The sequence below is a fragment of the Acinetobacter sp. 778_lipA genome (assembly GCF_058242985.1).
Map to the genome: position 1 here is coordinate 4,432,165 of NZ_JBZAYT010000001.1, position 22,951 is coordinate 4,455,115.

Annotated in this window: 16 protein-coding genes, 2 tRNA genes and 3 rRNA genes; 15 read left to right on the plus strand and 6 right to left on the minus strand. The window is 40.0% G+C overall.

Going from position 1 to position 22,951, the window contains the following annotated elements:
* Positions 1-82 precede the first annotated feature (82 nt).
* Both AC4CUY_RS20980 and AC4CUY_RS20985 read left to right on the plus strand, forming a co-directional pair.
* Positions 83-1,210 carry an anhydro-N-acetylmuramic acid kinase gene (locus AC4CUY_RS20980; RefSeq protein WP_419328816.1) on the plus strand — a complete coding sequence of 376 codons (1,128 nt, stop codon included), beginning with the start codon at positions 83-85 and terminating at the stop codon, positions 1,208-1,210.
* Between the two features lie 285 nt (positions 1,211-1,495).
* A complete protein-coding gene (locus AC4CUY_RS20985) occupies positions 1,496-2,338 on the plus strand; it encodes an alpha/beta fold hydrolase (RefSeq protein ID WP_490774645.1) in 843 nt (280 codons plus the stop codon).
* Between the two features lie 71 nt (positions 2,339-2,409).
* Here the strand turns inward: AC4CUY_RS20985 and erpA are convergent, their stop codons facing one another.
* From erpA to AC4CUY_RS21000, 3 genes are all read right to left on the minus strand, one after another.
* Positions 2,410-2,745, minus strand: a complete 336-nt coding sequence (erpA, locus tag AC4CUY_RS20990) for an iron-sulfur cluster insertion protein ErpA (RefSeq protein WP_309284088.1) — start codon at positions 2,743-2,745, stop codon at positions 2,410-2,412.
* Between the two features lie 129 nt (positions 2,746-2,874).
* Positions 2,875-3,879, minus strand: a complete 1,005-nt coding sequence (locus AC4CUY_RS20995) for a putative solute-binding protein (protein ID WP_004818193.1) — start codon at positions 3,877-3,879, stop codon at positions 2,875-2,877.
* Between the two features lie 370 nt (positions 3,880-4,249).
* Positions 4,250-4,714 (minus strand): hypothetical protein, encoded by a 465-nt coding sequence (locus tag AC4CUY_RS21000; protein WP_490774646.1) that lies wholly within the window; start codon positions 4,712-4,714, stop codon positions 4,250-4,252.
* 202 nt (positions 4,715-4,916) lie between these two features.
* Here AC4CUY_RS21000 and AC4CUY_RS21005 point away from each other — a divergent pair, with 202 nt between their 5' ends.
* From AC4CUY_RS21005 to AC4CUY_RS21040, 8 genes are all read left to right on the plus strand, one after another.
* A complete protein-coding gene (locus AC4CUY_RS21005) occupies positions 4,917-5,984 on the plus strand; it encodes an alpha/beta hydrolase (RefSeq protein WP_336954641.1) in 1,068 nt (355 codons plus the stop codon).
* Between the two features lie 290 nt (positions 5,985-6,274).
* A complete protein-coding gene (locus AC4CUY_RS21010) occupies positions 6,275-6,841 on the plus strand; it encodes a peptidylprolyl isomerase (RefSeq protein WP_336954643.1) in 567 nt (188 codons plus the stop codon).
* Between the two features lie 424 nt (positions 6,842-7,265).
* Positions 7,266-8,804 (plus strand): 16S ribosomal RNA (locus tag AC4CUY_RS21015).
* 59 nt (positions 8,805-8,863) lie between these two features.
* Positions 8,864-8,940: transfer RNA gene (locus AC4CUY_RS21020), tRNA-Ile, on the plus strand.
* 44 nt (positions 8,941-8,984) lie between these two features.
* Positions 8,985-9,060: transfer RNA gene (locus AC4CUY_RS21025), tRNA-Ala, on the plus strand.
* Between the two features lie 336 nt (positions 9,061-9,396).
* Positions 9,397-12,287, plus strand: a 23S ribosomal RNA gene (locus AC4CUY_RS21030).
* Between the two features lie 167 nt (positions 12,288-12,454).
* A 5S ribosomal RNA gene (rrf, locus tag AC4CUY_RS21035) occupies positions 12,455-12,569 on the plus strand.
* Together the 16S, 23S and 5S rRNA genes with 2 tRNA genes alongside form the textbook arrangement of a ribosomal RNA operon.
* Positions 12,570-12,829: 260 nt before the next feature.
* Positions 12,830-13,162 (plus strand): hypothetical protein, encoded by a 333-nt coding sequence (locus AC4CUY_RS21040; protein ID WP_490774647.1) that lies wholly within the window; start codon positions 12,830-12,832, stop codon positions 13,160-13,162.
* 266 nt (positions 13,163-13,428) lie between these two features.
* Here AC4CUY_RS21040 and AC4CUY_RS21045 read toward each other — a convergent pair whose 3' ends face one another.
* Complete coding sequence (locus AC4CUY_RS21045; RefSeq protein WP_419329252.1) at positions 13,429-14,172, minus strand: TIGR04219 family outer membrane beta-barrel protein; 744 nt, start codon at positions 14,170-14,172, stop codon at positions 13,429-13,431.
* Between the two features lie 136 nt (positions 14,173-14,308).
* Here AC4CUY_RS21045 and AC4CUY_RS21050 point away from each other — a divergent pair, with 136 nt between their 5' ends.
* From AC4CUY_RS21050 to AC4CUY_RS21065, 4 genes are all read left to right on the plus strand, one after another.
* Positions 14,309-15,757, plus strand: a complete 1,449-nt coding sequence (locus AC4CUY_RS21050) for an aldehyde dehydrogenase family protein (RefSeq protein WP_419361617.1) — start codon at positions 14,309-14,311, stop codon at positions 15,755-15,757.
* A gap of 58 nt (positions 15,758-15,815) precedes the next feature.
* Positions 15,816-16,403 (plus strand): DUF1287 domain-containing protein, encoded by a 588-nt coding sequence (locus tag AC4CUY_RS21055; RefSeq protein WP_419329254.1) that lies wholly within the window; start codon positions 15,816-15,818, stop codon positions 16,401-16,403.
* Between the two features lie 321 nt (positions 16,404-16,724).
* Entirely contained in the window at positions 16,725-18,203 is a 1,479-nt protein-coding gene (locus AC4CUY_RS21060; RefSeq protein ID WP_336954813.1) for a sodium-dependent transporter, read from the plus strand.
* A 10-nt stretch (positions 18,204-18,213) separates the two neighbouring features.
* Positions 18,214-18,357 (plus strand): methionine/alanine import family NSS transporter small subunit, encoded by a 144-nt coding sequence (locus AC4CUY_RS21065; protein WP_004718897.1) that lies wholly within the window; start codon positions 18,214-18,216, stop codon positions 18,355-18,357.
* Between the two features lie 50 nt (positions 18,358-18,407).
* On the opposite strand, the gene rsmB is transcribed toward AC4CUY_RS21065, so the two are convergent.
* The gene (rsmB, locus tag AC4CUY_RS21070) at positions 18,408-19,715 is read right to left on the minus strand and encodes a 16S rRNA (cytosine(967)-C(5))-methyltransferase RsmB (protein WP_336954814.1); all 1,308 of its coding nucleotides are present in this window, start codon (positions 19,713-19,715) and stop codon (positions 18,408-18,410) included.
* Positions 19,712-20,671: a methionyl-tRNA formyltransferase gene (gene fmt / locus AC4CUY_RS21075; protein ID WP_336954815.1), complete on the minus strand. Its 960-nt coding sequence runs from the start codon at positions 20,669-20,671 to the stop codon at positions 19,712-19,714. Before fmt ends, rsmB begins: the two co-directional genes overlap by 4 nt.
* A gap of 688 nt (positions 20,672-21,359) precedes the next feature.
* Here fmt and AC4CUY_RS21080 point away from each other — a divergent pair.
* Positions 21,360-22,951: YadA family autotransporter adhesin (locus tag AC4CUY_RS21080; RefSeq protein ID WP_490774648.1), on the plus strand; the 1,592-nt coding region annotated here is incomplete at its 3' end.

Sequence of the window (22,951 nt, forward strand, 5' to 3'; positions counted from 1 at the left end):
TACAAAAACCCAAATACTTCAGTTAGACTATTTGTGCGATATACTAACATTTTTTCAGCATAATGCAGGCGAAGAATATCTCATGACAACAATCTATATTGGCGTAATGACTGGAACCAGCATGGATGGCGTCGATTTTGTTGCTGCTTCATTTGATCCTTTACATCTCCATGCCACGCTTACAGTCGCTTTTGATCCTCATTTACGTGATGAATTAATGGCATTGACCTTACCTGATGATAATGAAATCGATCGAATGGGTAAGGCTGATGTTGCTCTTGCAACCATGATTGGCAATGGTATTAACCAACTCATACAAGAAAATAATTTAGATAAAAGCCAAATTAAAGCGATTGGTTGTCATGGACAAACCATTCGGCATCGCCCAGAACATGGGTTTACTTTACAAATTGGTGATCCAAATATTATTACGGAAATTACTCAAATTCCTGTGATTTCAGATTTTCGTCGTCGTGATATGGCGGCAGGTGGGCAGGGTGCTCCTCTAGTTCCAGCGTTTCATCAAGCTTTATTCCAGCATTCAACCATTCATCGAGTGATTCTCAATTTAGGGGGGATTGCCAATGTCAGCATGCTGCCTGCTGGTGATGAGCAGAATGTTTATGGTTTTGATACAGGTCCTGCCAATATTCTTATGGATGCGTGGTGTCATCGTTATACCGGACAACCTTATGACGAAAATGGCAATTGGGCCGCTTATGGTCAACCGATACGTTCATTATTAGACCGCCTGCAAGCAAATGAATACTTCTCTAAAGAACCTCCAAAAAGTACAGGGCGTGAGGACTTTAATTTGGAATGGTTAGATGAGCAGATTTTAGATTGGCGGAATGATTTAGAATACGATGAATTAGAAGATACCCCTGAAAATATTCAGGCAACATTGATGAAACTCACGACACGTGCCATCAAGAAAGCCATTTATCGTTCGCCCCTAGATACGGGTGAGGTCTATGTTTGTGGTGGAGGTGCTTATAACTCACATCTACTTGAACAACTCCGTTGGCGTCTACGTAAGCACAATTGGTCTGTACAATCGACTTCTGCATTAGGTTTAGCACCGACATGGGTAGAAGCAACCGCATTTGCGTGGCTCGCCATGCGCTTTGACCAACAGTTAAGTGGCAACCTACCTGCTGTTACAGGGGCAAAAGGCTATCGTATCTTAGGCACGATTACAGCAGTTTAAAACTAATATGCTTGTTAAAGTGAGTTATACACCTTAGCAATCAATATTTACATAAGAATAAATGCGCTGTAAAACAAATGAAAGCAACCAAAATGAAACCAGTTTTGCTGATTTATAATTGCTACTGATTATTTTACTTCAAACTGTGGTTTCATTTTTGCTTGGCAGTGTGAGATATTTTGTAGAACAATGATCGACCTGTTTAGCGCTGAGATTGTCCTTTACTGCTGTTAAAAAATAGTGCATAAGCTTCCAATATCAATAAAAATTAAAACTGAGATCACAATGAACTTAGCGATACAGAAACAGCGCATAGAATCATTTCAAAGAGAGGGTTTTAGCTTTGATGTGATAGATTCGGGTCCTTGGGATGGGCAGCCTTTTGTCTTGTTACATGGTTTTCCTGAAACCAATAAAAGCTGGCAAGAAACCGCAGAGATCTTGAATCAAAACGGTTATCGTACTTTTGCTGTTAATCAACGTGGTTATAGTTTAGGTGCACAACCGCAAAACCGCCGTGATTATAGAAGTTCTGCTTTAGTTGAAGATGTAAATGCTTTAATCGATATGATCCAACAACAGGTTTATTTGGTTGGACATGATTGGGGGGCAGTGGTTGCTTGGGATGTTGCTCAACGTTATCCTGAAAAAATAAAACATTTGATTACGATTTCTGTACCGCATAAAGCGGCATTTATGCGTTCGATGTTAAGTAGTAATCAATTGTTAAAATCTTACTATATCGGTTTATTCCAGTTACCTAAAATTCCAGAATTATTATTTGAGAAACTACCCAAGTTGGGTCTGGGTTTATTAAAAGATTCAGGTATGACCGCAAAACAACTTGAAGATTTCCAACAAGACATCGTGGAGGAAAAGCGTCTAAGTTCTGCATTAAATTGGTATCGAGGACTTCCATTTAGTTCAAATAAAAATTTAACCCAACCAGTTTGTGTGCCGACTTTATTTATTTGGGGCAAACATGACTCAGCGATCGGTTCTAAAAGCGTGGCGTTAAATCATCATTATGTAAAAGCAGCTTATAAAGAAATTGTGATGGATGCGACGCATTGGATACCAGTACAGAATGCTAAACAATTAAGCCAACATATTTTAGAAACGATTTAAGATTGATGTCTCAAGCATAAAAATGCCCTCACAAGAAGAGGGCATGATTTGCTTCAAAAATATGCTTTGAATTAAATTGAGAATGATGAACCACAACCACAAGTTGTTGTTGCATTCGGGTTTTCTACAATAAAACGTGAGCCTTCTAAGCCTTCAATATAGTCAACTTTAGAACCGATGAGATATTGATAACTCAACGAGTCAACCAACATTTTTACATCACCATTTATAAATTCAGCATCATCTTCATTCATACTTTCGGCAAAGTTAAAACCATAAGAAAATCCTGAACAGCCGCCACCCGTTACATAGACACGTAACATCAGATCTTGATTACCTTCGCTATCACGAAGTTGGCGAACTTTATTTGCAGCATTGTCAGTCAGCTCAAGTGCTTGGGCGGTCATGATATTGTTCCTCAGATTTCAAATGGCTTAAATGAAAAGACCATATATTCAGTATAACATACTCAATATATGGTCAGTGAGTGAACTTTAAAGTAAATTCAGACTAAATTTATCGGATTTAATCTAGAATTATTTGTAGTTCTCATCTTGTAGCGCACATTCAAAGTTTTTCGGATCGTTTTTACAACGGAATTGCCAAAGGATTTTCATCATTTGTTTGTTATAAACGCCTTGTTTGGTCAAACTGATACGAGATTCACGCATGAGTTTTTGATAACCAGGCTTATCACCATCTGGAACTTGCATCCAGTATTTCGCCGGAATATCTGCTTTCATTTTTCCAATGATGGTGTTTGCACGAGGCAATTGCGTTTTAATCCAATCACGAGATTTTTGACCATAGCCAGCAGGGAATTTATCTGGACGAATGATAATATTACCTGTGACTTGTAGCAGTGGGTAATTCACAATAGCGCCTTTGGTGCCTAAACCCTTATGCAGCTCTAAAGGTTTAAATACAGCTGCAGGTGCACCAATAATATCAACCTGACCATTATTGAATTTACTGCCAAAATTTGTAACATCCGCGGCAACTGCTTGAGCACCGATTTGTTGAACCATAATTTTTTGTGCTTGGTCATAGTCGAGTACCGCAATTTTTTTACCTGCTGCTTTTGCAACTGTATTGATATTGCGATCATTGACCATCAGGAAAGCATCACCTACTGGAATAACACCAACAACTTCATATTTTCCACTGGTCATGTATTTTGCAAAGTTTGGATTTGCTAATCCTTGCATTACTTTTACCGCGAGATTGAGATCTGGAATCGCACCAATTGCATCTAAAGAGCCGGTGAAACTATTAAATTGTCGGCCACGCATACCTGTGATACTGACAGCATCACATTTACCCGCTTTAAAATCTTCAGCAATAACAGATTCATTTGAATTCACTTTTAATTCCAGATCCGCACCCCAGTTTTTCGCTGCAAGTTGATAATCTTTCATTAAGGTAAAAACATCACCATTTTTACCCACTAAATCAAACACACACATAACTTGTTTTGCTTGGGTGGCAGATGTTGCAAGCAAAAGACCCGCAGCAGCAATGAGAGCATTAGACCATTTCATTATTTTTTTCCTTTCCATGATCAATATTATTCATGTTCAATCAAATCGAAGAGCTTCGATCAATAGAACTTTGTGACATCAAAAATGTATCTAGTTTAGAAAATCGTTTATTGCTAAACCAAACATGATCTATTCTGAACAATCGATTTTCCAAATCAATTGTTCAAGTTCAATGATGAATTGATGTTATTGAAATCATTACTTGAAATGAGTCAGTTCGCAATGACCCAAATGACAAAATTTCCTCAGCAAATAAGAAACGCCAAAAGCTATTAATTACTGAGGAAAATCATTACTTTTGCTTTTATAAATGATTAAATTATTTGCTAAAAAGACAAAAGAATCTGGGTTAGCCCCAGATTCTTGAAGATTAATCTTTGTTTTGATCTCTGTTTTTACGCTCATCACGTCTTTTATCACGTTGCTGTTGTTGATTTTGACGATCACGCTGTTGCCACTGTTTTTGATCAGGTCGGTTGTCCCAGCGGTGGTCACGATTTGATTTATTGTTCCAATCTTTTCTATGTTGTTCCCATTGCTGCCTTTTCATTTGATCACGTTTGGCTTGTTCATATTGCCAACGTTGTTTATCCCAGTTCTTTTGGCGCCGTTCTTGTTCAATGCGCATTTGTTGTAAACGATAGGCTCGCTCGCGTTCCCAACGTTGGCGATCATTGTTTCGGTCATATCTTGGATCATAATGTTGTCCATAGCCATAATCTCGATACACTGGTTGCCCATAGCCGCGAGAGTCATAACCATCTTCAGGAAATGCAACACAACCAACAGCAATAATAGACGTCATGAATGAAACAATTAATGCTTTTATAGCCATAAGTTGTCTCCATTTAGCAAGCAAAATAGCAAAAAAAAATTCAGATATAGCAAAATAGTCAATGACAAGTCATTTAACTCAGATTAGCGTATTTAAAAATTATATTTGTATATCGATGATGAGACTTGTATAAGATTATAGTCAGTCGATGCCTGATCATGTAGACAATATGAAGAATTTGAACATTTAAGGAAGAATCATAATGGTTGCTTTTCAACGTAGTATTCATGATTTAGTCGAAAAAGGGCAGGGTTCAGCAGGTAGGGCTTTAGATCGTTTGCCTACATTCGCTCAAGAGTCATTAACCAAGTTATTGGGTTACCCGTACCAGTTTCCTCAATTGGATAGCTTCACCAAATGTTTGATGGCAGCTCAACTTAAACAGGGCAAAGTGGGTTTTATTGGCGCAGATGTAGAGCGCTCTAGAAAGCAATTTGAATCACAAATGCAATCTATTATAAATAAATCGACCCATATCCAATTTGTTGAAGATATTCGTCTTCCGCTGCAAAGTGGCAGCGTCTATGCACGCCATTACCATCCTGCACCAAATAAAAAATTGCCAATGATTGTATTTTATCATGGCGGTGGTTTTGTGGTGGGTAGTGTGGACACCCATGATGAAGTGTGTCGCCTAATTGCTGCCCATGCAAAAGTTCAGGTTTTAAGTATTGAATATCCACTCGCACCTGAAGTTAGCCCACGTGACTTAATTCAATCTTGTGAAGATGCTTTGGCTTGGGTGTATCAAAATCGCCGTCAATTTAAAATTCTCAAAAACCGTATTGCGGTTGCAGGTGATAGTGCTGGCGGAAATATTAGCGCTGTTGTTGCACAACGCACAGTCAATACAGTGTTTGCGCCTCAAGCCCAGTTCTTGATTTATCCTGCTGTTGATTTTAAGAGTCGACATCCATCTTTCTTTGCTTATAAAGATGGCCTAGTTTTGACAGGCTCAGATATTGATTATGTGACTGACTATTATGCGACGCGTTTTAATATGGCATTGGATGATCCAATCATTTCACCAACCAATGGTCAGCTAAAGAAACTTGCCCCTGCATTTGTAGTAACGGCTGGACATGATCTTTTGCATGATGAAGGTAAAATTTATGCTTATAAGTTACGTCAAAATGGCGTAAAGGTTCATTATCAGGATTATGAAGATCAAACGCACGGATTTATTAACTTAACCCCTGTTTCACGTAAAGCTAAAAAATACGTTATAGAGATGAGTAAAGAGTTTCGTAAATTCTGGGATAAACAATAACAAAATATCATCTTTTACAAATCACTTTTGTTTCACGTGGAACAAAAGTGATTGGCTAAAAAGTAATCAGAAAAAATAATTGTTCTATAAAATCTAATAACAATCGCTTAGCTATACTTTTTTTTGTTTATAAAACATATTCAACAACCAGCAAGGCTTATGACAGCTATATAAATATAGTCGTGAATACTGTTGAGTATTGGTAAACGTGTTTAAATGTCATTTTTCAAAAGAATAAAGGCAGACTACTATGAGAGGCTTATTAATTTAAAATGTTTAAGGAAAAGAAAATGATCAAAAAGATAGGTATCGGTCTTGCTTTAGTGGTTTTGGTGAATCAAGCGTTCGCCAATACAGATATGCAAATTAAAACCAATTTAGGCAACATCAATATAGAGCTTTATGATGATCAAGCCCCGATATCAGTAAAAAATTTTAAGAGCTATGTAAATAGTCAATTTTACAACGGCACCATTTTCCATCGTGTTATCCCTGGTTTTATGATTCAAGGTGGTGGCTTTGATAGCAACATGAAAGAGAAGAGTACGCAACCAGCGATTCAGAATGAATCTAGCAATGGCTTAAAGAACGTTCGTGGGACTTTGGCAATGGCTCGAACCAATGCGCCAAACTCTGCAACCAGTCAATTCTTTATTAATGTTGCAAATAATGACTTTTTAAATAAGTCTGCTGGAAACCCTGGTTACGCAGTATTTGGTAAGGTGACTCAAGGACTGGATATCGTCGATAAAATCGTACAGACACCAACACAAACAGTTGGTATGCACCAAGATGTGCCTAAACAAGCTGTAAAAATCATCAGTATTCAAACAATAAAAACAAATGTGAAAAAATAGTTAAAAAATAAAGCAGAAATATTTTGTTCATATTTCTGCTTTAATATTAAAAGCTTACACGATAAAAAGTTTAAAAATGATCCAAAATAGTGCATAAAAATACAACACTCAATAAAACAATCAGTTAAAAGCACTTGCGTGTGTAAGAAATTGCCCTATAATGAGCTCATCCCGACGCGATACAGCAAACGAACTTAGCTTAGAGGGTTAAGTTGTTAAATGTTTATTGCGTCTTATTTATCACTGACGAAGTGATAAATTAATCATTAAGAGAATATGAAGAACAACTTGTGTGGATTTTTACTGATTGATTGATCGAAATATTATCATTGATTGATTGGTTTAAATTACTCGAAGTTTATTTGAGAGAATTTGTCAGTACATTGATGAGCCAGAATTGTGACCTTAAGTCACTAATGATTTTTAACTGAAGAGTTTGATCATGGCTCAGATTGAACGCTGGCGGCAGGCTTAACACATGCAAGTCGAGCGGGGGAGATTGCTTCGGTAATTGACCTAGCGGCGGACGGGTGAGTAATACTTAGGAATCTGCCTATTAATGGGGGACAACATCTCGAAAGGGATGCTAATACCGCATACGCCCTACGGGGGAAAGCAGGGGATCACTTGTGACCTTGCGTTAATAGATGAGCCTAAGTCGGATTAGCTAGTTGGTGGGGTAAAGGCCTACCAAGGCGACGATCTGTAGCGGGTCTGAGAGGATGATCCGCCACACTGGGACTGAGACACGGCCCAGACTCCTACGGGAGGCAGCAGTGGGGAATATTGGACAATGGGGGGAACCCTGATCCAGCCATGCCGCGTGTGTGAAGAAGGCCTTATGGTTGTAAAGCACTTTAAGCGAGGAGGAGGCTCTTCTAGTTAATACCTAGGATGAGTGGACGTTACTCGCAGAATAAGCACCGGCTAACTCTGTGCCAGCAGCCGCGGTAATACAGAGGGTGCGAGCGTTAATCGGATTTACTGGGCGTAAAGCGTGCGTAGGCGGCTTTTTAAGTCGGATGTGAAATCCCCGAGCTTAACTTGGGAATTGCATTCGATACTGGGAAGCTAGAGTATGGGAGAGGATGGTAGAATTCCAGGTGTAGCGGTGAAATGCGTAGAGATCTGGAGGAATACCGATGGCGAAGGCAGCCATCTGGCCTAATACTGACGCTGAGGTACGAAAGCATGGGGAGCAAACAGGATTAGATACCCTGGTAGTCCATGCCGTAAACGATGTCTACTAGCCGTTGGGGCCTTTGAGGCTTTAGTGGCGCAGCTAACGCGATAAGTAGACCGCCTGGGGAGTACGGTCGCAAGACTAAAACTCAAATGAATTGACGGGGGCCCGCACAAGCGGTGGAGCATGTGGTTTAATTCGATGCAACGCGAAGAACCTTACCTGGTCTTGACATAGTAAGAACTTTCCAGAGATGGATTGGTGCCTTCGGGAACTTACATACAGGTGCTGCATGGCTGTCGTCAGCTCGTGTCGTGAGATGTTGGGTTAAGTCCCGCAACGAGCGCAACCCTTTTCCTTATTTGCCAGCACTTCGGGTGGGAACTTTAAGGATACTGCCAGTGACAAACTGGAGGAAGGCGGGGACGACGTCAAGTCATCATGGCCCTTACGACCAGGGCTACACACGTGCTACAATGGTCGGTACAAAGGGTTGCTACCTAGCGATAGGATGCTAATCTCAAAAAGCCGATCGTAGTCCGGATTGGAGTCTGCAACTCGACTCCATGAAGTCGGAATCGCTAGTAATCGCGGATCAGAATGCCGCGGTGAATACGTTCCCGGGCCTTGTACACACCGCCCGTCACACCATGGGAGTTTGTTGCACCAGAAGTAGGTAGTCTAACCGTAAGGAGGACGCTTACCACGGTGTGGCCGATGACTGGGGTGAAGTCGTAACAAGGTAGCCGTAGGGGAACCTGCGGCTGGATCACCTCCTTAACGAAAGATTGACGATTGGTAAGAATCCACAACAAGTTGTTCTTCATTGATGTATCTGAGGGTCTGTAGCTCAGTTGGTTAGAGCACACGCTTGATAAGCGTGGGGTCACAAGTTCAAGTCTTGTCAGACCCACCAAGTCTACTGAACACAGAAGAGCAGATATATTAAGATCTTAAGCTGGGGACTTAGCTTAGTTGGTAGAGCGCCTGCTTTGCACGCAGGAGGTCAACGGTTCGACTCCGTTAGTCTCCACCACTAATTACAGACTAAGTGATTACAGAACTTAGTAAGCCGATAGCTTATTAAGTTCTGTGATTTATCACAGTTAACTACTCGCTGACGAGGCGGTAGTGAATCATTAACAGAATATATTTGAGTTGAAATAATTGTTTAACTCGTTTTAGTTGATGTTAGCAAGCAATTGTTAATATTGAATGAAATGAGAACTAGCGATAAAACTGAATCAAGCGTTTTGGTATATGAATTAAATTGAAGCTGTATAGTGATTAAATTCACAGGCAACAAATAGAAGTGGTTGAATCCACATTGTTGATCCTCCTTGTAGGGATTAGCGACTGTTTGGGGTTGTATAGTCAAGTAATTAAGTGCATGTGGTGGATGCCTTGGCAGTCAGAGGCGATGAAAGACGTAATAGCCTGCGATAAGCTTCGGGGAGGCGGCAAATATCCTGTGATCCGGAGATTTCTGAATGGGGAAACCCACTTACCATAAGGTAGGTATCGCATGATGAATACATAGTCATGCGAGGCGAACGAGGGGAAGTGAAACATCTCAGTACCCTTAGGAAAAGAAATCAATTGAGATTCCCTCAGTAGCGGCGAGCGAACGGGGATCAGCCCATTAAGTTATATGTGTTTTAGCGGAAAGCTCTGGGAAGTGCTACCGTAGAGGGTGATAGTCCCGTACACGAAAGGGCACATATAATGATGACGAGTAGGGCGAGGCACGTGAAACCTTGTCTGAATATGGGGGGACCATCCTCCAAGGCTAAATACTCCTGACTGACCGATAGTGAACCAGTACCGTGAGGGAAAGGCGAAAAGAACCCCTGTGAGGGGAGTGAAATAGATCCTGAAACCGCATGCATACAAGCAGTGGGAGCCGACTTGTTCGGTGACTGCGTACCTTTTGTATAATGGGTCAGCGACTTATATTCAGTAGCAAGGTTAACCGTATAGGGGAGCCGTAGAGAAATCGAGTCTTAATAGGGCGTTTAGTTGCTGGGTATAGACCCGAAACCGGGTGATCTATCCATGAGCAGGTTGAAGGTTGGGTAACACTAACTGGAGGACCGAACCCACTGTCGTTGAAAAGCCAGGGGATGACTTGTGGATAGGGGTGAAAGGCTAATCAAACTCGGTGATAGCTGGTTCTCCCCGAAAGCTATTTAGGTAGCGCCTCGGACGAATACCATAGGGGGTAGAGCACTGTTTCGGCTAGGGGGTCATCCCGACTTACCAAACCGATGCAAACTCCGAATACCTATGAGTACTATCCGGGAGACAGACTGCGGGTGCTAACGTCCGTAGTCAAGAGGAAAACAATCCAGACCGCCAGCTAAGGCCCCAAAATTATAGTTAAGTGGGAAACGATGTGGGAAGGCATAGACAGCTAGGAGGTTGGCTTAGAAGCAGCCACCCTTTAAAGAAAGCGTAATAGCTCACTAGTCGAGTCGGCCTGCGCGGAAGATGTAACGGGGCTAAAACTATATGCCGAAGCTGCGGATGTATACTTAGTATACGTGGTAGGGGAGCGTTCTGTAAGCCGATGAAGGTGTATTGAGAAGTATGCTGGAGGTATCAGAAGTGCGAATGCTGACGTGAGTAACGACAATGCGAGTGAAAAACTCGCACGCTGAAAGACCAAGGGTTCCAGTCCAACGTTAATCGGGGCTGGGTGAGTCGACCCCTAAGGCGAGGCCGAGAGGCGTAGTCGATGGGAAATTGGTTAATATTCCAATACTTCTGTGTAATGCGATGAGAGGACGGAGAAAGTTAAGTCAGCCTGGCGTTGGTTGTCCAGGTGAAAGGCAGTAGGCATGCATCTTAGGCAAATCCGGGGTGCTCTATGCTGAGAGCTGATAGCAAGCTAGTTTACTAGCGAAGTGGCTGATACTATGCTTCCAGGAAAAGTCTCTAAGCTTCAGTTACACAGGAATCGTACCCGAAACCGACACAGGTGGTCAGGTCGAGTAGACCAAAGCGCTTGAGAGAACTCTGCTGAAGGAACTAGGCAAAATGGTACCGTAACTTCGGGAGAAGGTACGCTGCTGACGGTGATAGGACTTGCTCCTTGAGCTATTGGCAGCCACAGAAACCAGGCCCCTGCAACTGTTTATTAAAAACATAGCACTCTGCAAACACGAAAGTGGACGTATAGGGTGTGATGCCTGCCCGGTGCTGGAAGGTTAATTGATGGGGTTAGCGTAAGCGAAGCTCTTGATCGAAGCCCCAGTAAACGGCGGCCGTAACTATAACGGTCCTAAGGTAGCGAAATTCCTTGTCGGGTAAGTTCCGACCTGCACGAATGGCATAATGATGGGGGCGCTGTCTCCAGCAGAGACTCAGTGAAATCGAATTCGCCGTGAAGATGCGGTGTACCCGCGGCTAGACGGAAAGACCCCGTGAACCTTTACTGCAGCTTGACATTGAACTTTGATCTTACTTGTGTAGGATAGGTGGGAGGCTTTGAAGTAGTGACGCCAGTTGCTATGGAGCCATCCTTGAAATACCACCCTGGTAATATTGAGGTTCTAACTCTGTCCCGTTATCCGGGACGAGGACCATGTCTGGTGGGTAGTTTGACTGGGGCGGTCTCCTCCTAAAGAGTAACGGAGGAGTACGAAGGTGCGCTCAGCGTGGTCGGAAATCACGCGTAGAGTATAAAGGCAAAAGCGCGCTTAACTGCGAGACCCACAAGTCGAGCAGGTACGAAAGTAGGTCTTAGTGATCCGGTGGTTCTGTATGGAAGGGCCATCGCTCAACGGATAAAAGGTACTCTGGGGATAACAGGCTGATACCGCCCAAGAGTTCATATCGACGGCGGTGTTTGGCACCTCGATGTCGGCTCATCTCATCCTGGGGCTGAAGCAGGTCCCAAGGGTATGGCTGTTCGCCATTTAAAGAGGTACGCGAGCTGGGTTTAGAACGTCGTGAGACAGTTCGGTCCCTATCTACCGTGGGCGTTGGAAATTTGAGAGGATCTGCTCCTAGTACGAGAGGACCAGAGTGGACGAACCTCTGGTGTACCGGTTGTGACGCCAGTCGCATCGCCGGGTAGCTATGTTCGGAAGGGATAACCGCTGAAAGCATCTAAGCGGGAAGCCTACCTCAAGATAAGATTTCCCTAGGACTTTATGTCCTCTAAAGAGCCGTTGAAGACTACGACGTTGATAGGTTGGATGTGGAAGTGCGGTGACGCATGAAGCTGACCAATACTAATTGCTCGTGAGGCTTGACTATACAACACCCAAGCAGTTGTATACGAAGCATCATTTGATTCATAAAAGATCAAACATACTTGATTTAGTTGTAAAGCTAGTTAAAATATTCAACTCAAATGTTCTGTTAAACTCATTTGGTACGAAGTAAGGCATTTAAATAAGACCCGAACAAGTCCATAACAGTTTGCTGGCGACAATAGCAAGAGTGAACCACCTGATCCCTTCCCGAACTCAGAAGTGAAACCTCTTAGCGCTGATGGTAGTGTGGGGTTACCCATGTGAGAGTAAGTCATCGCCAGCTTTTAAATCTAAAACACCCCGGTCTCTAGCGAGAACGGGGTGTTTTTTTATGCGCAGTGCTTATTATCGGAATAAAAGAGATCTAGTCATATTAAGTAAATTGATCACTGATTAAGCTTATGTATTGATGAAACTGAACTCATGTTCTGTATACCTCATTATGTTCATTATTGAAGTGGAGATATAGAAAGAGTCTAGCTATTGAATCAGTGGTTCCTTTATGCTAAAAATTAAAGTATTACGATAAAAACAGTTAATAATATGTTGATTTTCCAGTTTTTCTTTACAGATTATGATGGTGATGAAGTTTTACCCGCTCAAGATCAGTACGCATCTATCGATGAAATCATAGAAATCATGCAATCTGTCTTAATCAGGCCAGAAAATTTTTTAGGAATTGTTGATAAAAATGATCGTACTTTACAGTTTATGGTCAATGATGATTATTCATTAGATGCAGACATTCCTGTTCCTACTCAAAAAGGTTCTTATACAAAAACAATAGGTTTGCATGAAGCGATTAAACTGGTTCAAAAACAAACTGAACTGATTCAAATTGATGCTATTGAAGGGATGGTTTTTATGAGGTGGTAAGTGTTTTACTTTAATTGCTTTTAGTCTATCCAAAATAAAAAACCTCAGACATCCATGCCTGAGGTTTTTTGTATTGGTTCTAAGATATAACTCCTGTAGTACCTTTCGCTATCCTGCATTATCATCCTATCTTATTCTTGTTTTTAGTGGAAACTTCCTGTTTCCTGATGTGTTTATAATATTAAAATTTAGTTGTTCTGCCTATACGCATAATTCGGCAGACCATGTAAGAAAAAGCGTACATGATCATAAAAGGATAGTTTCTATTAAAAATGTGCATTTAAACCAATATAAGGTCCTTTAAAATCAAACTTCATATCGCGGTTATCTAAATCACTGAGTTCAATATTTAAAATACGGTAACCCACTTTTGCACCAAGATCTAAAACTATAGACTTTACAAAGTCATATTGAATTTCAGCCTGAGCGTCTGTGATTTTTACATCATTGACATTGGTATAAGTCGCTTCAGCTTTTGCACTTAAACCTGTAAACGGTAGTTTTGCGCCGGCCTCTGCATAAAGGATTGGAGCATATTCATCAACATCAACATTTTGTGAAAACTGTTTTACAGTACCATTGAGCTTAGTTGCCCCTACACCGACATCAGCTTTTACAATGTTGTCTAAGATTTCATAGTAAAGAATAAGATCTGTATGGTCTAAATCAATTTTAGTTTTAGCAAACTCATTATTAGACTCAGTTTCCGTATCTAACTTGGTATATTTTAATTTTACATTGGGAAGGATTGGAATAGGGTGCTCAAAAGCAACAGAGGCTTGAATCGTACCTTTAGTATCTAAATCATGTTCTGCGTTTAGCCCAGCATAAGGATCTGATAATAAATCATCTGAACCAGTGTTATTAGATAAACCAGATTTATGATTGATTTGAGAAGTTCCACCAAGACTCCAATAACTGATATCACCTTTTAAACCAATAAAATCAGCTTGAGCAAATGAACTTAGACCTAATACAGCGATAAATAAGGGTAATTGAATAGATTTCATATGTCCTTCTTGATGAAATGTTTTTTCATCCTATTTTTTGTTACTTAAATACATTTCAATACTGTATCAACAGAAGGCATGATATAGGGGTTTATCAAATTTTGCATTATTAAAAAGATTAAATCGAGGGTGTAGGATGAGTGATTCTATTGATCAAGCAATGATTGAATTCCCCCTTTATGTCGCCAATAAAGCGATCAAATCAGGGCAATGGCTTGAAGTTCATGATAAATTTTCGGGGGAAATTTATGCAAAAGTCGCTTTAGCAGATGCAAAAACTTTAGAAAAAGCCATCAGTGCAGCCGTGAAAGCTGAAAAAGAAATGGCCGCTTTAAAGCCATTTCAGAAGCAAAAAATACTCTTACATTGTGTTAAACGCTTTAAAGAAATACGTGAAGAATTAATACAAATTTTAATTATCGAAGGTGGAAAGCCTAAACTTGCAGCAGCAGCTGAGGTTGAAAGGTTGATTAATACTTTCCAACTAGCGGCAGATGCTGTCTCCACACTCAATAATGGTCATCTAATGCCTTTGGCTGTTACCGCTGCGGCCTCTGCATATCGGGGAATGGTACAACATGTTCCGATTGGTGCAGTATCTCTGATCAGTCCGTTTAATTTTCCTTTGAATTTAACAGCGCATAAAATTGCACCAGCAATTGCAGCGGGTTGTCCATTTGTATTGAAACCAGCAAGTTTGACACCAATTTCCGCATTAAAAATCGCAGAAATTTTGGCTGAAACAGATTTACCAAAAGGCGCATTTTCAATTTTGCCTTGTCCACGAGAACATGCTGATGTGTTAGTGACGGATGATCGTTTTAAGCTACTCAGCTTTACCGGTTCTGATCAAGTGGGTTGGGATATGAAAGCACGTGCTGGTCGAAAAAAAGTAACCCTCGAATTGGGTGGTAATGCAGCGGTTTTAATTGAACCTGATACAGAAATAAGTGATGCGTTGATTGATCGAGTGATTGGTGGTGCATATGGACATGCGGGGCAGGTGTGTATTAGTGTGCAACGAATTTTAGTACATGCTGATATTTATATAGAATTTAGAAAAAAAATCTTAGCTAAGTTGAAAAAAGTATCTGCGGCAGATCCAGATGTAGAAACCACGATAGTGGGTCCAATGATCAAAGAAGCAGAAGCGATTCGTTTAAAAAAATGGGTAGATAAAGCAGAGAAAAAGGGTGCGAAAATCTTAATTGGTGGCACGTTAAAAGGCGTTTTATTCGAGCCAACTTTACTTGAGAATGTCGATGAATCTCTGGAAATTTATCAAAATGAAGCATTTGGCCCTGTGGCAATTTTAGAGAAATACAAAACCTTTGAGAAAGGGATCGAGGTAATTAACCAAGGTCGCTTTGGTTTACAAGCTGGTGTATATACTCAAAATCTCAATAAAATGCTCTATGCATGGGATCATCTACATGTGGGCGGAGTAATTATCAATGATATACCAACTTTCAGAGTTGATAATATGCCTTATGGTGGCGTGAAAGATTCGGGTTTAGGTCGTGAAGGGATTCAGTCTGCAATTCGTGATATGCAAGAAGAACGCTTACTTGTAATCAAACAATAAGTTGATATTCTAAGGGGCTACGGCTCCTTATTTCCTTTGAATTTTATATAGAGTTAAAATGACAATAAAATTTTTCAATTCATTATTTTTAATGGTTTTACTTTCCTTACTGAGTGTACAAATTTGGGCATTTCAATCTGAAAAACTGGTAAATGATGCACGTTCTCAGATTTGGAAAACACTTTATTATGATCCTGCTTATACTCAATTGTCTTATCCAATGGGGGATGTTCCATTGGTCAAAGGCGTCTGTACAGACGTGGTCATTCGTGCATTACGTCATCAAGAAATAGATCTACAACAGCGTATTCATGAAGATATGAAAGCCAATTTTAGAAAATATCCACAAAAATGGGGCTTAAAAGCAACTGATCGAAATATTGATCATCGTCGGGTTCCAAATATCATGACCTATTTTCAGCGTCAAGGTTATCAAGTGAGTGATCAAAAATATCAAGCAGGCGATATTGTGGCATGGGATTTAGGTAAAGGTTTAACCCATATTGGTATCATTTCCAATAAAACCACAATGCTGTCAAAAACACCTTTGGTCATTCATAATATCGGTTATGGAACACGTGAAAATGATATTTTGCATGCATATAAAATTATTGGGCATTATCGTTTACCCAAGAATGTTAATTAGAAATAGGTAATTTTAAGCAATGATCAATCAAAATAGCTAAAAATTAACCATGTGTGATGAAAAGTAAAAAAAACATGGGAAAATGGACACAAATTACAGAAAAAGCGCTGCAAAACGAGTATTGTTACCACATTAAACAGTAATTTTTGTTGATGTACTTTAACCGAGAAGTTTGCAAAGTTACTGGTTTGAAATAATAACAAAGGACCCAAAAGGTGCTGTTTTATTCAAACAACAAAATTTAAAATTGGTACTTCTTTTGCTCGCAGATCACAATGAAAAAAAGCAGCATTTGAGGACATCTACAGAATTAGGTGTTTTATGACAGAATCTCGTGAAAACTGGACATCACGATCAGGTTTTATTATCGCAGCTGTTGGATCGGCTGTCGGTTTAGGTAATATTTGGCGCTTTCCTTACATTGCCTATGAAAATGGTGGCGGCGCTTTTTTAATTCCATATTTAATTGCACTTATCACAGCAGGTTTGCCGCTATTATTTTTAGACTATGCGACAGGGCATAAAAGTAATACCTCACCTCCTAAAGCATATCGTGCTTTATTTAAAGGTGGGGAAACTTTAGGATGGTGGCAAGTCTGTGTCTGTATCATTATTGGTTTGTACTATGCCAGCGTACTGACTTGGGCAGGCAGTTATGTTTACTTTTCTGTAGGTCAATTGTGGGGCAGTGATCCTGAAAACTTCTTCTTCAATACCTATTTACAAACCTCAAAATCAACAAGTTTTGATTTTCAGTTTGTTGGTCATTTATTTTGGCCAATTGTGGGAATTTGGGCATTAACGCTGATCATCTTATTTGGTGGTGTGAAAAAAGGGGTTGAATTATCCAATAAAATTTTCATGCCTTTATTGTTTATTCTATTCACTATTCTTGTTATTCAAGCTTTGCGTTTACCTGGAGCGGTCCAAGGTTTAAATGCTTTCTTTACACCGAACTGGGCTGCAATGTGGGATTATAAAGTATGGCTTGCAGCATATGGCCATACTTTCTTTTCACTCTCTGTTGGTTTTGGGATTATGGTGACTTATGCCTCGTATCTTAAACCAAAAACCAATTTAACAGGCTCAGGTCTCATCGTTGGTTTTGCTAATGCTTCTACTGAAATTCTTGCGGGTATTGGTATCTTCGCTGCATTGGGGTTTATGGCTTTTTCAGCAGGGAAACCTGTAGATCAAGTGGTCAGCGGTGGTATTGGTTTGGCCTTCATTGCTTTCCCTAAAATCATTTCTAGTTTAGGTGCGGGTGCGGATTTATTCGGTTTACTATTCTTCTCTTCATTATTTGTTGCTGGTATTTCTTCAATGGTGAGTATCCTTGAAGTACCGATTGCAGCGATGCAAGACAAGTTAAAATGGGGACGAAAAAAAGCCGTAAGCATTATTGGTGGGGGCAGTGCACTGGTTTCAATTTTCTTATTCTCTAGTGTGAATTCGATTAAACTGGTGGATATCGTCGATCACTTTATCAATAATATTGGGATTATTGGCGGTGCATTATTGTCAATTATTTCAATAGCATGGTTTAAACGTTCAGCATTGATGGAACTACGTGATCACGTGAATCGTATTTCAACTGTTCAACTGGGTAAAGGTTGGGATTTCACTTTAACCGTAATCACTTCTTTAATTTTGCTGGTCACTTTATGTATGACCGTTTTTAGCTTGATTAAAAATGGATACGATACCTATAGTTCAAGTATGTTGATGTTCTTTGGTTGGGGCAGTGTGATTTTCTGTGCTGTTATTGCTTTAATCCTTAGCAAAATGAAAGATCGATAGGAGCGTCAAAATGAATACTTCTGCAATCGTGATGATGATTATTTCAATGGTGTTTTTATGGGGTGGGTTGATTTTATCGATCCTACATTTGATGAAAAATCCTGAAGAATTGGATGAAGTTCTGGAAGAAGTCAAAGACCATCATACGCTTTAAACTTGAGTCAAAAAAGCAGGCTAATTAGCCTGCTTTTTTAATGCGTTTTTTTAAGCGGTTTTCTGAATTCTGCAATAATAGAAACCATCACCATGATGCGCTTCAGGTAACAATTGACGACCGTGAATTTGTTCTATTCCCCAGTTTGCATCAATCTTGATTTCCTCAGCATCTGCATGTTCAGCAAAAAACTCGACCATCTGCTGTTCATTTTCAACTTTCAGAATTGAGCATGTAATATAAAGTAGTGTTCCACCAACTTTAAGCTGCTGCCACATATGCTTTAAAATTTGCTTTTGCAGATCGACCACTTGCTGAATATCTGTAGATTGACGCAATAACCGGATATCAGGATGACGACGCATAACACCAATAGCAGAACAAGGTGCATCCAATACGATGCAATCGACCAACTCTTTAGGCACCCATGTTGTAGCATCTGCTGTGATGATTTCAACTGTTGCATCAACATTTAATTCAAGGCGTTCCAAGTTTTCTGAAACACGCAATAATCGTTTAGCATCATGATCAAGCGCGATTAATTTTTTAGGATTGAAACGTTCTAAGATATGAGCTGCTTTACCACCCGGTGCTGCACAAGCATCGATAATGACTTTGTCATCTAAGTTGGGTAACAGTGTTGCACACAATTGAGCATGTTCATCTTGAACAGAAAATCCGCCTTCTTCAAAGCCAGGTAAATGAGTAATGTTGCCGGTTTGCTCCAGAACTATACCAACATCTGAAAGTGTACAAGGGCGAGCATCAATCTGTTCTTCATCTAAAATATCAAGATATTCATCACGACTAATTTGACGTTCATTGACACGAAGCGTTAGTGGAGCAACTTGTTTTAAATTTTGACAGATTTCAGGAAGCTGATCGGCCCAATCTTTTTTTAGTCGTTTGAATAGCCAGCTTGGTAAACCATGGGTATTATTCAAAGCCGTTTGAAACTCTGTTGTTTCACGTGAAACACGACGAAGGATGGCATTGACCAAACCACTCATCGGTTCAAAACCTAATTGCTTAGCAGCATTTACCGTTTCTGAAATCGCCGCATGTGCAGGAATACGGGTGCATAAAATCTGGTATAAACCCAAATATAAGCAACTTTCTAGTGCTTCATTTTCTAATGGTTTTGTGAGCAAGGGTAAGGTAATTGCTTTTAAAGAATACCACTGACGTAGACAGCCCAAAGTAAGCTCATGGTATAAACCACGATCACGTTCAGAAACAATATTGATATGTTGGTTTAAAACGGAAGCCAAAGACTGTCCATTTTGAACAGCTAAAAGTGTTTTAACCACTTGTGCGCGCAAATTCAAATTTTTTGCAGATGATTGAATTTGGCTCATGCGAATATATTTCCTACTGAAAGTTTATGGCTTTGTATAATTTGTACAGGGTTAATGGCTTTGCCACCTGGCCATTGTAGGCTAGTCAGACAAATCACACCATCTCCACACAGTACATGTACACCTTGTTTGTTCATTTCGATAATGGTTCCGGGTACTTCGCCATTGGCTGTAAGATCTGAAATTTGAGAATTCCATACACGTAAATTATTGGTTTCATCTATTGGTGTAAATGCGACTGGCCAAGGATTGAATGCCCGAATATTGCGATCAAGTTCAACTGCTGATTTAGTCCAGTCAATTTGCGCTTCAGCTTTTGTGAGTTTATGTGCATATACCGTAAATTGTTCATCTTGAACTTCACGTGCATCTAAATATTGTTGTAGCTTTTGTTCTGATTCTAATACAACACAAATTGCTTCAGCACCTTGAATCGCAAGTTTGTCATATAAAGTCGCTGAGGTTTCTTGTGCTGTGATTGGGCAAACTGTTTTAAAGATCATATCACCTGTATCTAAACCAGCCGCCATTTTCATGATCGTTACCCCTGTTTCAGTATCACCTGTTGCAATGGCACGCTGAATCGGAGCGGCACCACGCCAACGTGGTAGCAAAGAACCATGAATATTTAAACAACCATAGCGCGGTGTATCTAATACGGTTTGGGGCAAAATTAAACCATAAGCCGCAACTACCATTACATCTGCACCCAAAGCTGCTAATTCTTGTTGAGCGGCTAAGCCTTCGTCTGTCGATGCTTTGAAATGAAGTGGCTGATAGACGGGTAGGTTGTTTGCCAGCGCAAGTTGTTTCACGGCTGAAGCTGTCATTTTTTGTCCACGACCTGATTTGCGGTCGGGTTGAGTATACACAGCGACGATTTCGTGATCAGTTTCAATGAGTGCTGCTAAAGCAGAAGCTGCAAATTCGGGTGTACCTGCAAAAATGATCTTCAAAAGTTATGCTCAGATTAAATTTTAAATTGAATTATAGCAAACCTGATTATGCGGTGGCGTTTTCAAATGAAAATACGGGTTTTTCTATGTAAAAAATAAAATACGATCAATTGTATATTTTGTTCTGATCACTTATCTAATTTCAAAATAGCCAGCAACCGTTTTTAAAATAAATATCACTTTTTTATATAAAAATTTTCACCTTAAATTGATAGAAAAAGGTCTTATTTTTAACTTAATCTAAATAAAGAGAGTATTTAGAGATTGAAACGAGAATTATTGTGACATATTTCGCAGTAAAAATTGTTAACTGGATTAGAATAGGCAGTTAATCAGAATTTAACAATGTGTCAAATGTAAACTAAGTCTCGCATTGTTTTGATAAATGTGACAAATTTTGTCACATGGTCAATTTAAGAACAATATGTATTTAATAAATCTTAATGTTTTTTTGTAATAAAATAAACTATTGATTTGTATAGTTAAAAATAAATAAATGTATAGATTTTTTTGTTTTTTTGTAAAAGTTTAGACCGGTTGTTTAAAAAAATAAAAAAAGTGAAATATATCTCATTTTTTCTATTGATTTAAATGTATGTAAATTGTTAAATAAAAAAAATTGTACATTTTATATGCATTGTCGGGGCGGGACCAGCTGCTGTAATGCATCCCCTAAAGGAAAAGTAATATGAATAAGATCTACAAAGTGATTTGGAATGCGACATTGTCTGCGTGGGTTGCAGTTTCTGAATTGGCAAAAGGGAAAACCAAGTCTTCAAAAGTAACTGGGATTATTGGTGCAGCAACAGTTAGTTTGATGATAACCTTTTCCTCTAATGTAACTGCAAATGTTATTAACACAGATTCAAGTACTTGTACCACTGGAGCTACTGGAGTTGTTGGAAATATAAATCCAGGAGCGACTAATTCACAGGCAACGGATGGTTCAGGTACCTTTTCTTTGATTTCAGGATGTAATGCTAAAGGAAATAATAATCTTGCAGCAACTGCATATGGAGCATTTTCAGAAGTTACGGGTGTTGCTGGTACAGCTGTGGGTCATAATAGTCAAGCCAATGCTTTTGGTACGGCTTTAGGGGTTGAGAGTCGAGCGACTGGTGTTGGTAGTACTGCACTTGGTGAAGGCAGTCAGTCAACAGGACAAAATGCTGTAGCATTAGGTGGAACAGCTACTGGGTCTGCTTCTGGAAATGTTTTACCAATTGCAAATGCAGTTACGGCTTCTGGCAGTGGTTCGGTTGCTATTGGTGGTAATACGATTAGAGGCGCACAGTCGACCGGTACGGATAGTATTGCGATTGGTGGCCAATCTAGGGCAACTAATACTGGGACAATTGCGATTGGTAAAAATGCTTTTACAGGCGCTGTTGGTACTGAATCTCTGAATAATATTGCGATTGGTACAAATGCGAGTAATAGTAATATTGCTAGTAGCAATCCAGCAGGAACTGGAGGGCAGATTGCTTTAGGTAATGGTGCAAAAACAACTACATTCGCACAAATCGCAATTGGTGATAATTCTAATGCGGGTGGTAATAATTATGCAATTGCGATCGGTGGAGGAGCAACAGTAACTGCAAATAGTGGTGTTGCAGTTGGTGGTGTGGCTATGGGAAGAAATACCCAAGCAGGTTCTTTTGCTGTAGGTGTGGGTCCAGGTGCTCAAGCCACAGGAGCTAATTCGACCGCACTTGGTAATGCTGCAACTGCAAATAACACAAATAGTACAGCATTGGGGAATGGTGCTCAAGCCACAGGAGCTAACTCGACTGCACTCGGTACTTCTGCTATAGCTAGTATTGATAATAGTGTTGCTTTGGGTAATGGCTCTACAACGACAGCTATTACTGGAACAGGATTTTTAACATCACAAGCTGCTCCTACTGTTGGAGCGGTATCTGTTGGTAATGGAACTGTAACAGGCAACCGTCGTATTCAGAATGTGGCTGATGGTTCTGCTGCATCTGATGCAGTTACAGTCGCACAATTAGATAAAGCATATGATGATACACATACAAATCTGAAAAATGTTCTAGGTGGAAATGCTGCTTATGATCCTGTAACGAATACTTACACAGCACCTACTAATATTGGTGGAACGGGTAAAACGACTATTGATGATGCGATTAAAGCATCAAAAAGAACAGTAATAAGTGGTAGCAATATAGTCGTTACTCCTACAACAGCAGCGGATGGTTCAATAACTTATTCAGTTGCTACAAGTGCAACACCTACGTTTACAAGTGTTACAGTTAACAA